The organism is Chromohalobacter israelensis DSM 3043, assembly GCF_000055785.1.
Taxonomy (GTDB): Bacteria; Pseudomonadota; Gammaproteobacteria; order Pseudomonadales; family Halomonadaceae; genus Chromohalobacter; species Chromohalobacter israelensis.
Window position 1 is genome coordinate 38,653 of the sequence record NC_007963.1, and the last position, 14,807, is coordinate 53,459.

The 14,807-nt window shown below is 62.4% G+C and carries 14 protein-coding genes; 7 read left to right on the forward strand and 7 right to left on the reverse strand.

Translation table 11 applies throughout. The features are described from left to right. The first annotated feature begins 194 nt into the window (after window positions 1-194). The 7 genes from CSAL_RS00170 to CSAL_RS00195 all read left to right on the forward strand — a co-directional run bounded on the left by CSAL_RS00170 (window position 195) and on the right by CSAL_RS00195 (window position 8,289). A complete protein-coding gene (locus CSAL_RS00170; protein ID WP_011505343.1) occupies window positions 195-671 on the forward strand; it encodes a GFA family protein in 477 nt (158 codons plus the stop codon). Between the two features lie 350 nt (window positions 672-1,021). After that, the gene (locus tag CSAL_RS00175; RefSeq protein ID WP_148266844.1) at window positions 1,022-2,797 is read left to right on the forward strand and encodes a methyl-accepting chemotaxis protein; all 1,776 of its coding nucleotides are present in this window, start codon (window positions 1,022-1,024) and stop codon (window positions 2,795-2,797) included. A 205-nt stretch (window positions 2,798-3,002) separates the two neighbouring features. Then, complete coding sequence (locus tag CSAL_RS00180) at window positions 3,003-5,210, forward strand: OsmC domain/YcaO domain-containing protein (protein ID WP_011505345.1); 2,208 nt, start codon at window positions 3,003-3,005, stop codon at window positions 5,208-5,210. A gap of 351 nt (window positions 5,211-5,561) precedes the next feature. Beyond that, window positions 5,562-6,038, forward strand: a complete 477-nt coding sequence (locus CSAL_RS17075) for a 2-thiouracil desulfurase family protein (protein WP_011505346.1) — start codon at window positions 5,562-5,564, stop codon at window positions 6,036-6,038. 385 nt (window positions 6,039-6,423) lie between these two features. Next, window positions 6,424-6,888 (forward strand): GNAT family N-acetyltransferase, encoded by a 465-nt coding sequence (locus CSAL_RS00185; protein WP_011505347.1) that lies wholly within the window; start codon window positions 6,424-6,426, stop codon window positions 6,886-6,888. A gap of 124 nt (window positions 6,889-7,012) precedes the next feature. Continuing rightward, on the forward strand, window positions 7,013-7,489 hold the full coding sequence (locus CSAL_RS00190; protein WP_011505348.1) for an OsmC family protein: 477 nt from the start codon (window positions 7,013-7,015) through the stop codon (window positions 7,487-7,489). Window positions 7,490-7,653: 164 nt separating this feature from the next. Further along, complete coding sequence (locus tag CSAL_RS00195) at window positions 7,654-8,289, forward strand: LysE family translocator (protein ID WP_011505349.1); 636 nt, start codon at window positions 7,654-7,656, stop codon at window positions 8,287-8,289. Between the two features lie 54 nt (window positions 8,290-8,343). Here CSAL_RS00195 and CSAL_RS00200 read toward each other — a convergent pair whose 3' ends face one another. From CSAL_RS00200 to CSAL_RS00225, 7 genes are all read right to left on the reverse strand, one after another. Continuing rightward, a complete protein-coding gene (locus CSAL_RS00200) occupies window positions 8,344-9,216 on the reverse strand; it encodes a DMT family transporter (protein WP_011505350.1) in 873 nt (290 codons plus the stop codon). Between the two features lie 122 nt (window positions 9,217-9,338). Then, on the reverse strand, window positions 9,339-9,512 hold the full coding sequence (locus tag CSAL_RS17535; protein ID WP_164915582.1) for a hypothetical protein: 174 nt from the start codon (window positions 9,510-9,512) through the stop codon (window positions 9,339-9,341). 77 nt (window positions 9,513-9,589) lie between these two features. Further along, window positions 9,590-10,774, reverse strand: a complete 1,185-nt coding sequence (locus CSAL_RS00205; RefSeq protein ID WP_011505351.1) for an MFS transporter — start codon at window positions 10,772-10,774, stop codon at window positions 9,590-9,592. A gap of 191 nt (window positions 10,775-10,965) precedes the next feature. Beyond that, complete coding sequence (locus tag CSAL_RS00210; protein ID WP_244846429.1) at window positions 10,966-11,475, reverse strand: TetR/AcrR family transcriptional regulator; 510 nt, start codon at window positions 11,473-11,475, stop codon at window positions 10,966-10,968. A 97-nt stretch (window positions 11,476-11,572) separates the two neighbouring features. Continuing rightward, complete coding sequence (locus tag CSAL_RS00215) at window positions 11,573-12,223, reverse strand: LysE family translocator (protein WP_011505353.1); 651 nt, start codon at window positions 12,221-12,223, stop codon at window positions 11,573-11,575. A gap of 80 nt (window positions 12,224-12,303) precedes the next feature. Then, entirely contained in the window at window positions 12,304-13,104 is an 801-nt protein-coding gene (locus CSAL_RS00220) for an AraC family transcriptional regulator (RefSeq protein WP_011505354.1), read from the reverse strand. 261 nt (window positions 13,105-13,365) lie between these two features. Further along, on the reverse strand, window positions 13,366-14,688 hold the full coding sequence (locus CSAL_RS00225; RefSeq protein WP_011505355.1) for a S41 family peptidase: 1,323 nt from the start codon (window positions 14,686-14,688) through the stop codon (window positions 13,366-13,368). Window positions 14,689-14,807: the final 119 nt, after the last annotated feature.

A 14,807-nucleotide genomic window follows, 5' to 3' on the forward strand; every position in this document is an offset into this window, starting at 1 on the left:
TTTTAATACAGAAAGGTATGGGCGGTTTGGGACAGCGTGAGATCCCCGGTCCAGCGCTTTTGAGTCGATATCGACTCAAGTGTTGGCCATGAGCATGCCGGTCGATCGTCCGTGACCTCGTTCTGCCGGTCCGTTCTGTACCGTCGGGCATGCGCATCTAGACTGACAGGTACATTTGCCACGGGAGATGCCCCATGCGACTCGACGGTTCCTGCCATTGCGGTGCGGTGCGTTTCGGCGTCGATTCCCCGCACCCCTATCCCTATCAGCGCTGCTATTGCTCCATCTGCCGCAAGACCGCCGGAGGCGGCGGCTATGCCATCAACTTGAGCGGTCGCGCCGAGACGCTCGACGTGCAGGGGCGTGAGCACATCAATGTCTATCACGCCGTCATCGATGGCAATACCAGCACCGGCGAGCGCCACTTCTGCCGGCATTGCGCCAGCGCGTTGTGGGTCTTCGATCCTCAATGGCCGAGTCTGGTGCATCCGTTCGCCTCCGCCATCGACACGCCTCTGCCCATACCGCCCGAGCGCGTTCATCTGATGCTCGACAGCAAAGCCAGCTGGGTCGAGGTCGACGCTCGGGAAAACGACCAGTGCTTCGCCGTCTACCCGCAGGAGAGCATCGCCGAATGGCATCAGCGGCTGGGACTGGAAGACGACGCGTAGCCACCCAAGACATCCCCCGCTTGAAACCCGGATAATGGCGGGTCGTTCTCCCTGGAATGCTGCCCGCCATCAGTTTGGGCCTCGTGCCGGTTCGGCGGTCTCGGCGTCGAATCCTTCCGACCGTTCGTAAAAAGGCGATGCCCTCGACGATCCCGCGTCGATAGCCTCGTGGCCTGGTGCCGTTGACCCAGAGCCGCGGGCGCCCCCGTCCAGCGTTCTCGTGACTGCCCGCAGTGATTCAGGAAGGCGGTTCGTCAGGAATCGCTGGCATTTCTTTGTACAATGCTTTACCTTCTGTACAATATTTGTATATGACGAGAGTTTCTGGTCGCTAGGCGTTCTCGATGCATATGCCTCCTTCGAATCGCAGGGAAAGGAATAACATAGTGAAAAACCTTTTTTCATGGCTACGGGGAACGACGATTCGGGCCCGGATGACGGCCGGCTTTGCCAGCGTGCTCTTGCTGATGATCATCCTGACCGCCGAGGGTGTGCGCGAGGTCAACCTGATCGACCACAGCATGAAGGTCATCAATGACGTCAACAGCGTCAAGCAGCAGTATGCGGTCGATTTCCGAGGCAGCGTGCACGATCGCGCCATCGCCGTGCGCGATGCGGTCCTGGTCGACGACGAGGCCGACCTGGCGCCGATCCTGGCGGACATTCGGCGCCTCGAAGGCGACTACCGCGAGGCTGCGACCGGCATGCGGGAGATCTTCTCGGAGAGCAATGTCACTGCCGAAGAGCGTAACGCCCTGGCCGCTATCCAGGAGATTCAGGCCACGACCATGCCGCTGATCGAGGAAGTGCTCGAGCGGCGTCAGGCAGGCGACATTGCGGGGGCCGAGCAGTTGCTGCTCGACGAAGCGGCGCCGGCCTTCAGCACCTGGCTCGACGACATCAACACCTTCATCACCCTGCAAGAAGAGCTCAATGCCGCCGAAACCGGCTTTGCGCGCAATATCGCCGAGAATTTCCAGATCACCATGATCTTGCTGTGCCTGGGGGCCCTGGTGATCGGGGGACTGGTGGCCACGTTGCTGACCCGGTTGCTGCTGCGCGAGTTCGGTGCGGAGCCCTACGAGGTCAAGGCCTTCGCCGAGGCGGTGGGCAATGGCGATCTGACCCGTCAGGTGTCGCTGAAACCGCAGTATCGCAACAGCATCATGGCCGCCCAGGTGGCGATGGCGGAGCGACTGAAGAAGACGGTCTGGGAAGTACGCGGTTCGGCCGAATCGGTGGCCACCAACAGCGAGCAGATCGCCGAGGGGAACAATGACTTGGCCTCCCGTACCGAGCAGCAGGCCAGCTCGCTGGCCGAGACCGCCTCCGCCATGGAAGAGCTGGGCAGCACCGTCCAGCACAACGCCGACAATGCCGCCGAGGCGCGCAAGCAGGCCGCCAATGCCTCGAGTATCGCCGAAGAAGGTGGCGAGGTTGTCACCCAGGTGGTGCAGACCATGCGCGACATCGATGCCAGCTCCAATGAAGTGGCCGATATCATCACCATGATCGACGGCATTGCCTTCCAGACCAACATCCTGGCGCTCAACGCCTCCGTCGAGGCGGCGCGCGCCGGTGAGCATGGCCGAGGTTTCGCCGTGGTCGCCCAGGAAGTGCGCGAGCTGGCCAGCCGTTCCGCGGCGTCGGCCAAGGAGATCAACACCCTGATCACCGCCAACCGCAAGCGTGTCGAGCAGGGTACGGAACTGGCCACGCGCGCCGGCAAGACCACCGAGGACGTGGTGGCTTCCGTCAAGCGCGTGACCGAGCTGATGGAAGAAATCAGCAACGCGACCGCCGAGCAGAGCGATGGGGTGCAGCAGGCCGGCGAAGCCGTCGCGCAGATGGATCAGGTCACGCAGCAGAACGCGGCCCTGGTCGAGCAGAGCGCCAGCGCCTCCAACAACCTCAAGGCGCGTGCCCACAAACTGATGGAGCTGATGTCGGCCTTCGAGCTCGGCACGGCCTCTGCGCAGGACGCACGGCATTCGGCGCAGCAGTCCTGGGCCGCCACCGGCGGCGCACAACAGCAGGCGTCTACATCCGCGCCCGCACCACGTCTGGCGAGCACCCGTCACACTGCGCGGCACACTACCGAGGAAGAAGAGTGGGAGACGTTCTGATTCCCGACTGAATGCCTCGATGACCGTTCGAGGCGAATGACATGCCAGACGACCGCCGCCGGCGGTCGTCTGGCATCGAGCCCACGTGTCCTTCGACGTTGCACCCGATCATCGCTTCCCCACCCAAGACACACCCGCTTGAAACCCGGATAATGGCGGGCAATTCGCCCCCTGGGCGCACCCGACACCAACCCGGTTCGTGTACATGGAAATCAAGGTCAACTTTCTCGAAAACCTGCGGCTGGCGGCCAAGTTCGACGACTTCACCGTCGAGACCGACCAGCCCATTCGCTACAAGGGCGACGGCTCGGCGCCGAGTCCGTTCGACTACTTCCTGGCCTCCTCGGCGTTGTGTGCGGCTTATTTCGTGCGCTTGTACTGCAACGCGCGGGACATCCCTACCGAGAACATCCGGCTGTCGCAGAACAACATCGTCGACCCCGAGAATCGCTACAACCAGATCTTCAAGATCCAGGTGGAGCTGCCGGAGGACCTTTCCGAAAAGGACCGCACCGGTATCCTGCGCGCGGCGGAGCGCTGCAGCGTCAAGCGCGTGATCCAGAACGCGCCTGAGTTCCAGATCGAGACGGTCGAGAACATCGACGAGGACGCCCAGGCGCTGTTGATGGGCACGAACGCCAAGGACGGCGACGCAGGCGGCGAAACCTGGATCGAGGGCAAGGACCTGCCGCTGGAGCGCACCATCGCCAACATGACCCGGATCCTCGAGGATCTGGGCATGAAGATCGAGATCGCCTCGTGGCGCAATATCGTGCCCAACGTCTGGTCGCTGCATCTGCGCGACGCGGCCTCGCCGATGTGTTTCACCAACGGCAAGGGCGCGACCAAGGAAGCGGCGCTGTGCTCGGCGCTGGGCGAGTTCATCGAGCGCCTCTCCTGCAACTTCTTCTACAACGACCAGTTCTTCGGCGAGGCGATCGCCGATAGTGCCTTCGTTCACTATCCCAGCGAGCGCTGGTTCCCGCTGGAAGATGATGACGCGCTGCCCGCCGGGCTGCTCGACGCACATTGTCGGGCGATCTTCGATCCGGACGGCGAACTGCGCGGCTCGCACCTGATCGACACCAACTCCGGGCGAAAGGATCGCGGCATCGTCGCGCTGCCGTTCAAGCGCCGCTCCGATGGCGAGACGGTGTACTTCCCTTCCAACCTGATCGAGAACCTCTACCTCAGCAACGGCATGAGCGCCGGCAACACGCTCGCCGAGGCCGAGGTGCAGTGCCTTTCCGAGATCTTCGAGCGCGCGGTGAAGAAGGAAATCATCGAGCAAGAGATCGTCCTGCCGGACGTGCCGGAAGAGGTGCTGGCCAAGTACCCCGGCATTCAGGAAGGCATCGCCGCACTGGAGGCCCAGGGCTTCCCGGTGCTGGTCAAGGACGCCTCGCTCGGCGGCCGCTACCCGGTGATGTGCGTGACCCTGATGAACCCGCGCACCGGTGGGGTGTTCGCCTCCTTCGGTGCGCACCCGAGCTTCCAGGTCGCGCTGGAGCGCAGCCTCACCGAGCTGCTCCAGGGGCGCAGCTTCGAGGGCCTGAACGACCTGCCGCAGCCGACCTTCAGCTCGCTGGCGGTCTCCGAGCCCAACAACTTCGTCGAGCACTTCATCGACTCCTCCGGGGTGATCTCCTGGCGCTTCTTCAGCGACCGCACGGATCTCGACTTCCACGAATGGGACTTCGCCGGCACCACTGCGGAAGAAGCCGAGCGCCTCTACGGACTGCTCGCCGATCAGGGCCTGGAAGCCTACGTGATGGAACACGAGGACCTGGGCGCGCCGGTGTGCCGCATCCTGGTGCCGGGGTATTCCGAGGTATACCCGGTCGAGGACCTGGTGTGGGACAACACCAACATGGCGCTGGACTTCCGGGCGGACATTCTCCATCTGCACACACTTGAGGATGAGCGCCTCGCCGACCTGCTCGAGCGCCTGGAAGAAAGCCAGCTCGACGATCACATCAAGGTCGGCACGCTGATCGGCATCGAGTTCGACGACAACACCGTGTGGAGCGAGCTGACCATCCTCGAGCTCAAGCTGCTGATCGAGCTCGCCCTGGGCGAGTACGAAGCCGCGCTGGAGCACGTTCAGATGTTCCTGCAGTTCAACGACAACACCGTGCAGCGCGGCCTGTTCCATCAGGCCATGCAGGCGGTGCTGGAGATCGCCCTGGACGATGACCTCGACTTCAACGACTACCACCGCAACCTCACGCGTATGTTCGGCGAAGAGACCATGCGCCAGGTGATCGGCGCGGTGAATGACGAGATACGCTTCCCCGGGCTGACGCCCACCAGCATGGGACTGGAAGGCATCGACCGCCACCAGCGCCTGATCGAAAGCTACCGCAAGCTGCACGCCGCACGCGCCGCCGGGGCCGGCATCGCCACCTCGTAAACCGCCCCTCCCCACCCTCTCCGTCACCGCCACGCACGGCGCGCCCCGGCGGAGAGGGCATTATCCCCTCCATGCATTGACGCCAGAGCCTCGACATACGCCCAACCGCCGCTTTGCATCCATCACCACACTTGAATACTCTGATTCACTAAGGCCACTTAGATGGCCATATAAAAGAACGACATGGGACTACCGCATGGGATGGCAAGGACATCACGGCTTGCAGGGTAGGGGCGGTAGCGTGCCCGGACCCGAGACCTGCCTTCCTATCAGCCTCTCCGTAGCTACAAAGCGGCACGTGGGCCAGGAGTTACCACAACACAGGAGCCTAATGAATTGAGAAAAGTTTTAATGAGTGCCTGCCTCTTAGGGAAAAGAGTTCGGTACGATGGTGGAAGCCTTTCAGTCAATGATCAGGTTGTAGCGAGATGGATGTCTGAAGGCCGGGTTGTTTCAGTTTGCCCCGAGGTTGAAGCCGGAATGAGCATTCCGAGGAAACCTGCGGAGATTCTCGCCAGCAGTGGAGAGGACGTTTTAGAAGGTGGTGTCGATGTTATTGAGAAGGGTGGAAATATTGTAACCGATAACTTTATTGAAGGCGCCTCTATTGCCTTAGGTCTATGCCGTAAATTTAACATTAAAGTTGCAGTGCTTGCGGAATTTAGTCCTTCCTGCGGGAGTTCAGCCGTTTACGACGGGAGCTTCTCTGGTGTAAAAAATCCCGGCATGGGAGTCACGGCAGCCTTGCTGCGGAAAAATGGCGTTCAAGTGTTTAGTCAGTATGAAATAGTAGAGGCCGAAAAGGCCGTTCACTCTACGAATGGCTGACAGTGGAAATTATCCACACGGAAATGGCTCAATGCCTGAGCTGGCCATTGTCTCGGTCGTGGCCTTCGAAATAAAATAGCCCAAAATTTATGCACCGTTAGAGCCGTCATGACGCTTTTTATGACATCTATGTACATTGGTTTTATAAATTACAAAAGCCTCCCTTTACGAGAGTTGATTGGTGGTGGATGGCTAAAATTTTGAAAATAAAATATATTGATTTCCACAAAAAGACGTGTATTTTGCATAATGCACTAAACAACCCTTGTTTTCTATGATAATGTGTTGGCGTAGAAATGGAAAGATAGATGATTTTATTTGGCTCAAGTGCTCGCTCTAGCATGAAGCGAGCGCTGTCTCATAATTGCGGAATCTTGAGAAAATAATGGCTATCTGCTTGCAACCAGCGCAGCGTCAACACCTTGATGAGCTGCTTTTCTTCGTTCGCGCATATCACAAATACGAAGGCATTCAGCTTTCCGATGAAGTGCGCAGGGATGCTGTGATTTCTCTACTTGGTAACAGCGCCTTTGGCCGGATATTTTTGATACGCCTTGATGCGGAACTGATTGGGTATGTGGCAATTTCTTTCGGCTTCTCGATTGAATTCGGAGGTCGAGACGCCTTTATCGATGAGATCTTTATATCATCGGAATACCGTGGAAGTGGTTACGGACGTGAGGCCTTGGCTCTGATGAAAGCAGAGGTGGCGCGTCATGATATAAAGGCGCTACATTTGGAAGTGGCGCGTACCAACAAGCGGGCACAGCAGCTGTATCGCTCACTTGGCTTCTCCGAACGAGAGAAGTACTTTTTGATGTCCACCGAAATTTTTGGAGTTAAGGGCTAGCAATGCTAAGCAATATATGCGGAACCTGCTCGGCAGCCTCCGAATGATGGAGCATTGTCATTTCCATCCCATGGCCGTGCGTTCTATCTGACGTTAGGCGATTCATGTGTCTAGGGAGCCACCGATGCCACAAAGAGGCGAGCACAACTATTCCGCTACCGTCGTCTGGACCGGTAATTCAGGCGAAGGTACAAAGCACTATCGCGCCTTCTCGCGCGATCATGAAATAACCTGTGGCGATAAACCAACGATAGCCGGGTCGGCGGATCCGGCATTTCTTGGCGACTTGTCCCGCTATAATCCGGAGGAGCTGTTACTGAGCTCGCTCTCCGCATGCCACATGCTCTGGTATCTACATCTGTGCGCTGATGCCGGCATCACGGTATCGAGTTACGAGGATAACGCCGAAGGGCGAATGATTGAGACCAAAAGTGGCCGCGGTCATTTCGATAAAGTGACACTCAAGCCCATCGTCAGCATCGGCGAAAACGACGATAGCGACCTAGCGACGTCTCTTCATGAGAAAGCGCATTCGCTATGCTTCATTGCGAATTCGGTGAATTTTGAGGTCGCATGTGAGCCCGAAATTCGTCGCGGCTAATTGAAGACCTGGTAGTTCGCTACGCGCGTAAGGTGTGGCTGGAGTGGTGTGGTTCAAGCTTGAGATATTGGAAATAATCGGTGTTGGCGCCGCGCGTGAGCGCGCGAATTTTGCGGTTGGCATCTACAACTCACTGATTCGACCCATAATGGGATGATTGCGATATGTTCGATTATTCGTTGGTGCATTGGCTGGCGTTCTTGTCAGCGGCGGTGCTTCTGAACCTTTCTCCAGGGCCGGATATCGCGTTCATGCTAGGCCAGACGCTACGCAGCGGGCGTCGACATGGGTTCGCTGCGATGCTCGGGGGTTGGTCGGGTACGGCATTGCATGTGGCTATGGCGGCGGCGGGCCTGTCGGCCATTCTGGCCACCTCGGCGGTGGCGTTTTCGGTGATCAAGTGGGTCGGGGCTGCCTATTTGATATGGCTCGGCGTCAAGATGCTGTTGTCCAAGGGGGATTCTTTTATTTCCAATGGCGGTGGCCGGGACGCAAAGGCGCAGTCGGTCTATTGGCAGGGTGTGCTGGTGTCCGCGCTGAACCCTAAAGTGGCCGTCTTCTTTCTCGCCTTCTTGCCGCAGTTCGTCGTGGCAGGTGCCGGGCCGGTGGGTGCCCAGCTGTTCTTGCATGGCAGCTTGATTATCGTGGTCGCAGCTTTTATAGAGCCTCTTTTGGTGATGATGGGGGCGAAACTGGGCGCTTTCTTGAAGGCAAGCCCGCGAGTGGGGATGTGGATGGATCGCGGCCTTGGTGCCATGTTCGTTGCCCTGGGGGCGCGTCTGGCCGCCAGCACCAGATAACATCAGGATGGCGGCGGGGTGTTCCATTGGCTACATGAATTCCCCACCCCCGACTCATTCCTTGGGACTGGAGTAGACGCTCAGCGCGGTCACCGTGGCGAGGATCAGCACCATCCCGACGATCTGAATGCTCACCAGGCTTTCGCCGAGGACCACGACACCGAAGAGCGAGGCGGTGACGGGTTCCACCATGGCGACGATGGAGGCCACGGCCGGGGCGGTGTGGTGCAGGCCATTGACGTAGAAGATGAACGATAGCCCGGCGCCGAGTATCCCCAGCGTGATGAACAGCGGCCAATCCGGCGTGTGCAGTACGTCCAGGGTTTGGCTGGTGTCGCCGAGGCCGGCCAGGAGCACGGCGAGCACCGCGAAGGCGATCACCAGAATGGCCTGTGGGCTGCCGTGCGGTGCCGCGTACTTGAACCCGAAGATGAACACCGCGTATGAGACCCCGGCCAGCAGCCCGGCGCCTACACCGAGCAGAGTGATCCCGCCCGCGCCGACGTCATAGATGCGCGTCAGCAGCACGATGCCGAGCATCACCACCGCGATGGCGGTCCACTTCAGCGGCGTGGGTTTTTCGAGCTTGAGCACGAACGAGAGCAGATAGACGAAAATCGGCGCCGAGTACATCAGGGTCGCCGCCACCGCGACGCTGCCCTGCGAGATGCTGAGGAAGTAGAACGCGAAGTTGCCCGCGACCCCCAGGCCGGCCACTGCCGACCAGCCCCAGAGACGGGGGTTGCTCAACCCGCTGTGGCGGGGGCGGATCGCCAGCCAGCCGAGCACGAACACCAGGCCGATGGCGCCCCGGTAGAACGAGACGACGAACGCGTCCCAGTCGTCCGCCATGAGCATGCCGCCGATGCCGCCCGATAAACCCCAGCAAAATGAGGCGAGAACCACGAGTGCCGTTGCACCTGCCATGGAGAGCTCCTGTCGTCAGGGAGAAGTGGAAAATCGACGCATGGTCCGCTGTAAAAAACCGGCATCCCCTGTGGGCCATGCCCCTAGGGGATGCCGTCGCGTGCTGTGTGCCGCCGAGTGCATCAGGAGCGTACCTTTGCCAGAAGTCGCTGGAGTGTCTTCCTGCTCCAGACGAAGAACCCGGTAGGCGGCATCGCCGGCATGTACATCACCTTCAGCGCCTGTTCATGCTCGGCCCGATCGCCGGGTGAGCGCTCGTCCTGCTCGCTTTTTCGATACTGCGCCTCGTTATGCATACCTCCTCCTTCTCGCGTTGCCTTCAAGAACCTGACAGGTCCCGTGAGTGCCGTTGCATCTGCCGGGAACGTCGATGTCAGGGGGAAGTGGAAGCCGGTTGGAGCGCCGCGCGCTCGGTGGTCCTGGCGCCGATGAGAGCCGTGGCCACTGCGATCAGCGCGAAGGCGATGAAGCAGACGAGGTACCCTCGGCTGCCGATCAGGTAGCCCGCGAGGGGCGAGCCGACGATCTGCCCCGCGGCGATCATCAGAAAGGGAAGCCCGAGGCCGATGGCGGGGCGGTCCGCATACAGCCGGATGCCCCAGACGAGATAGACGCCGGTCAGCATGATGTAGGCCGCGCCGAACAGCGCGCCCGAGACGAGCACCGCCGCCAGGTTCGAGGGGCTGAGGACCAGCAGCCCGAGTGCACCGGCCATCGCCGCGAGACTGCCACGATGCACGGTGTTGAGGCCGAGCCGTGCGATCAGGTCGCCTGCCGCGCCACCTACCAGCCCCGCGACGCCGATCAGGATCCAGGCGATGTTGGCCGTGGCCTGCTCGAAGTGCCCCAGCGTGATGACCACTTCGCTCGAGAAGGTCCAGAAGGCGGCGCTGGCCACGCCCATGCCGGTGGCTGCGGCGATCAGCGTCACTGCACGAGGCCGCCAGAGCCCGCCGGGGAGGTCGTCGTCCTGGCCGTCGGCCGCCTTGGCGGTATCGTTGGCGCTGGTGCGTGGCACGCTGATCAACAGCAGCAGGGCGTTGAGCAACGCGGTGACGGCAAAGGCGGCGTAGGCGAGCCGCCACTGGCCGGTGGCGATGAACGCGACCGGCCCGGAGACGGCGACGCCCAGGCTGGTACCGGCATTGATGACGGTGTTGGCCCGCCCTTGCCGGGGCGCGGTGATCGCGCGGGATACCGCCTGCGCCATGGGCGGCGAGGCCAGGCCGGTGCTCGTTCCGGCGAGCAGTACGGCGCCGGCCAGCCATATCGCCTGCGTGCTGACGGCGACGCCCGCCATGCCCACCGCCGCGATCAGGGCGGCGGCGACGGCGATCCGGCGTGGTCCGTAGCGTTCCACCAACAGCGCGCTGAGCACGATGGCGAGGCAGTAGCCGACATAGGCGCCGCTGCCGATGATGCCGGCCAGGGTCGCGCTCAAGCCGACTTCGTCGCGCATGCTGGGCAGGAACAGCCCGTAGGCGAAGCGTGCCAGGCCGTAGGTGGTGCCGATCAGCATGGTGCCGGCGACGATCAGGCGGAATTCGGTGCGCGTCATGCGGTGTACTCCCCACGGCCCGTGGCCGGCATCATGTTGCTGAATGTAAAACGATCGTTTTCACTATGGGCGTAACGAACCCCCGGCGCAGGCGCCGGTCGTGTGTACCCGGTGACGCTCGTCCGGTCAGCGCTCGGCGGTGTCGCTGGCGGCGGTTGGCGAGCCGCTAGCGTTCGATTCGAGTGCCGTTGTTACGCGATCCGCGCGAGACCGGCCAGGCGGTGCGCTGCGCGGCGCGCGGCATCGGCGGCGGCCTCGCCGCGATACGTCGCCGCGTGGGTCGCGCCTTCGAACAGCAATTGAATCGCCTCGACGAGGTCGTCGTCGTGCCGGCCGATCTCCGCGAGGACGATGGCATTGATCCGCTCCCGCAGGCGCTGCTTGTGCCGCTCCATCGCCTCGGCGATCTCGGGCACTCCGCCGCCGGTTTCCCCCCAGGCGCGCAGAAACAGGCAGCCCCGGGCCCCAGCCTGGCCGAACCAGGCTTCCAGCGCGGCGAACAAGGCGTCGATGCTGTTGGCCTCCACCAGCCGATGGAAGCGGCGGTCGCGCTCGTTCAGAACGGCGGCGATCAGGCCGTTCTTGTTGCCGACGTGCTTGTAGAGCGTGCGGCTCGAGATGCCCGCAGCGCTCGTCAGGCGGTCCATGCCGGTGGCGGCGAAGCCGTGTCGCTCGAAGAGTTGCTCGGCGGTCTCGAGCAAGCGTGTACGTATGTCCATGCAGGTAGTGTAAAACGGTCATTTTACATGTGCAAGAAAGATCCCAACCACCATGTTCGATGCCTGAGCCGTCGGGTCTTCAGAAGGCCGCGAGCAGCCCTGGGTCGAGCCGGGCTGCGATGATGCCGAGCCCCAGCAGGATGAGCAGGGCGCCAGCCAGCCGCTCGATGTGTCGCAGGCCATGGCCGAAACGACGGATCAGCACCGGATGGCCGGCCAAGTGACCAACCAGCAGATCCCAGCCGAGTACCACAGCGATCATCCACAACGCGTAGAGACTCTGGACGCCAGCAGGCGTGCTGCGCGCGTGAAGCACTGCGAACAGGCTGGCATAGAACAGCGCATTCTTGGGGTTCAGCAACCCCGAGGCCAGCCCGGCGAGCAAGGCGCCCGGCGCGGTGCTCGCAGGGGCTTCTGCCTCGCGGTGCGAGCCTGCCTCGAGACGAGTCTGTCCCGCCTGGCGAATGAACTGGATGCCCATGTAAAGCAGAAAGACACCGCCGGCCCACTGGACGGCGATGAATAGGACGGCTTCGGCGTCCAGGGCCATGAGCCCACCCATGGCGAGCAGAATGAACAGGCCGTTGGCCAGGCCGATGCCGAGGCTGACCAGCGCCGCCGGCCCGCGGCCCAAGGCGATCGCGTAGCGCAGTATCAGGAAAAAGTCCGGACCAGGGCTGAGCAGGGCGAGGAAGTGCGCTCCGGCGACCAGCAGGAACTGTTGCAGCATGACGCGTAAGCCCCTTCGAGTGCGTGGAGGGCCAGTCTGCGTCGACGCGTGGCGATAGTATTGAAAGAAAGTGCGTTACCTCAGGTACTGCGATAGCGACCCGGCGTGGCCGCCACCCGAGCCTTGAAGGCGCGCTGAAAGTGGCCTTGGTCGGCGAAGCCGAGTTCCTGCGCGAGTTCCGCCAGCTCCACTCCCTGACACAAGCGGCGGCGCGCCTGCTGGATGCGCCGGTCGAGCAGCCAGGCATGGGGCGTTAGCCCGGTCTCGCGGCGGAACAGTCGAATCACCTGGTAACGGCTCAGGCCATGGTCCCGAGCCAGCACCTCGAGTGACGGCGGACGCTCGAGGCACTCGAGTAGATGCCGTTGGAGGTCATCCAGGTCGGATGAGTTCGGCCAATGAACGGCCATGGCGTCCCCGTGACACCACAGGCGACTGCCGAGGAACTCGATCAGTCCGGCCTCCTTGTCGGCCCTCGGAGCCGAGGAAAAAAGCAGCGCATTGAGCCGACAGAAGGCCTGGTAAGGCGCGACGTCGCGGGCGATGAATACCGTCGAGGGCAGGGTCGGGGCAGCGTCGGTCTCGGCTGAGGCCTCATCCAGCACCTCGCTCACCCAGGCCGGTTCCAGATACAGCATCTGGTAGCTCCAAGGCTGATCCGGCAGCGGGTTGCAGTCATGTACCACGCCCGCCGGCACGCTGACCAGGCAGCCCGGTGTCAGCCACTCGCGGCGGCGTTGGCACTGGAACTGGCTCTGGCCTCGGTCGACCACACCGATCGACAGGGTGGGGTGGCTGTGGGGCCGGTAGCAGGCGCGGCTATCGGTGGCCCGCCGGCTCTCGACAAAAGGCAGCGTCGGGTCTCGCCAGAACTGCGTCATGGGAGGATTCCTGAGGTAGCGAGGGGCGCTCAGCCCAGCGCGAAGGTAATCTCGTCGATTTCAAAGGCCAGCTATTGATTGCGGTCGATGTCGTCGCGGTTCCTGTCTCGAGTCTACCTCGTCTGGTCGTCATGACCAGAATGCCCTGTGTTAGGCCGGTACCTCCTTGATTTTCAGCAAGGCCCCAACCACAACGCCCCCGCGCCGTTTATTGCAAAATCACGGCACGGGGGCGTTTGCGTTTCAGGTGCGAGTGGAGCGTCAGTTGCCGCTCTGGGCACGGGGCAGGACGTTGAGGGCCTTGAGCAGGTTGAGGGCTTCGCCGAGCTGGTAGTCGCTTTCGGCGAGGGAGCTTTCGCGCTCGGTGCGTTCCCGCTCGCCGTTGATGTTGCGCAGGTGATTCTCGAGATCCGACTCGCGGATGCTCAGGCCGGTGGCTTCGGCGACCTCGAGGCGACCGCGCACGACTTCGACGTCCGGGGCGATGCCCTGAGCCTGGATCGAGCGGCCGTCCGGCGTGTAGTAGAGCGCGGTGGTCAGCTTCAGGCCGTCGCCGTTGTTGAGCGGCAGCACCTGCTGCACGGAGCCCTTGCCGAAGCTTTCGGTGCCCATCAGCACGGCGCGTTGCTGGTCCTGCAGGGCACCGGCGACGATCTCCGCCGCCGAGGCACTGCCGCCGTTGATCAGCACGACCATGGGTACGTCCGGGGCGCTGGTCTGGGGAGAGGCCGAGAAGCGCATGTCGCTGTCTGCCAGGCGGCCTTCGGTATAGACGATCAGCCCGCTGTCGAGGAACAGGTCGGCGACATCGACGGCACTGTCGAGCACGCCGCCGGGATTGTTGCGCAGGTCCAGCACCAGGCCCTTGAGATTGCCGTCGCCTTCCTCGCGCAGTGCGGCGATGGCATCGCGGGCCTGTTCGCCGGTGCGGCTCTGGAACTGGCTGATGCGCAGGTAGCCGTAGCCCGGCGACAGCATCTCATGCTTGACGCTGTCGGTGCGGATCGTCTCGCGGGTCAGCGTGACCTCGCGCGGGGCTTCCTCGCCCTCGCGCAGGATGGTCAGGCGAATCTCCTCGCCTTCGTCGCCGCGCATCATTTCCACGGCCTCCTGCAGCGACAGGCTCTCGGTGGGCGTGTCGTCGATGCGCAGGATGACGTCCTGTGCCTGGAGTCCGGCACGTGCGGCGGGGCTGTCGTCGATGGGGGCGATGATCGTCAACTGGCCTTCCTGCATGCCGACCTCGATGCCCACGCCGCTGAACTCGCCCTCGGTGGTTTCGCGGAGTGCCTCGAAGGACTCCGCATCGAGATAGGCGGAATGCGGGTCGAGCTCGCCGAGCATGCCGCGCATGGCGTTGCGCATCAGCGTGGTGTCGTCGACCTCGTCGACATAGGCCCGCTTGATGCGCTCGAAGACCTCGGCGAAGGTTTGCACGTCTTCCACGGGCAGGGCGTCGTCGCCGGCCGGCTGTTGGGCATGCGCGGGCAGCGGCAGGGTCAGCGCACCGATCGCCAGGGCCATGCCCAGGTGCAGGCAATGGCGCACGACGAGGCGCGGGGAACGGGATTGGCTTGCAGTCATGCGGTCTCCACAACGCGGCGGAACGGGCTCGTGTCGGTCGGCCCCGGGGACGGGCCGTGGCGGGGCGAAGGCGAACCCACGCGCGCCGAGCCCCAGCATAGCCTTTATGGGTCGGCGCA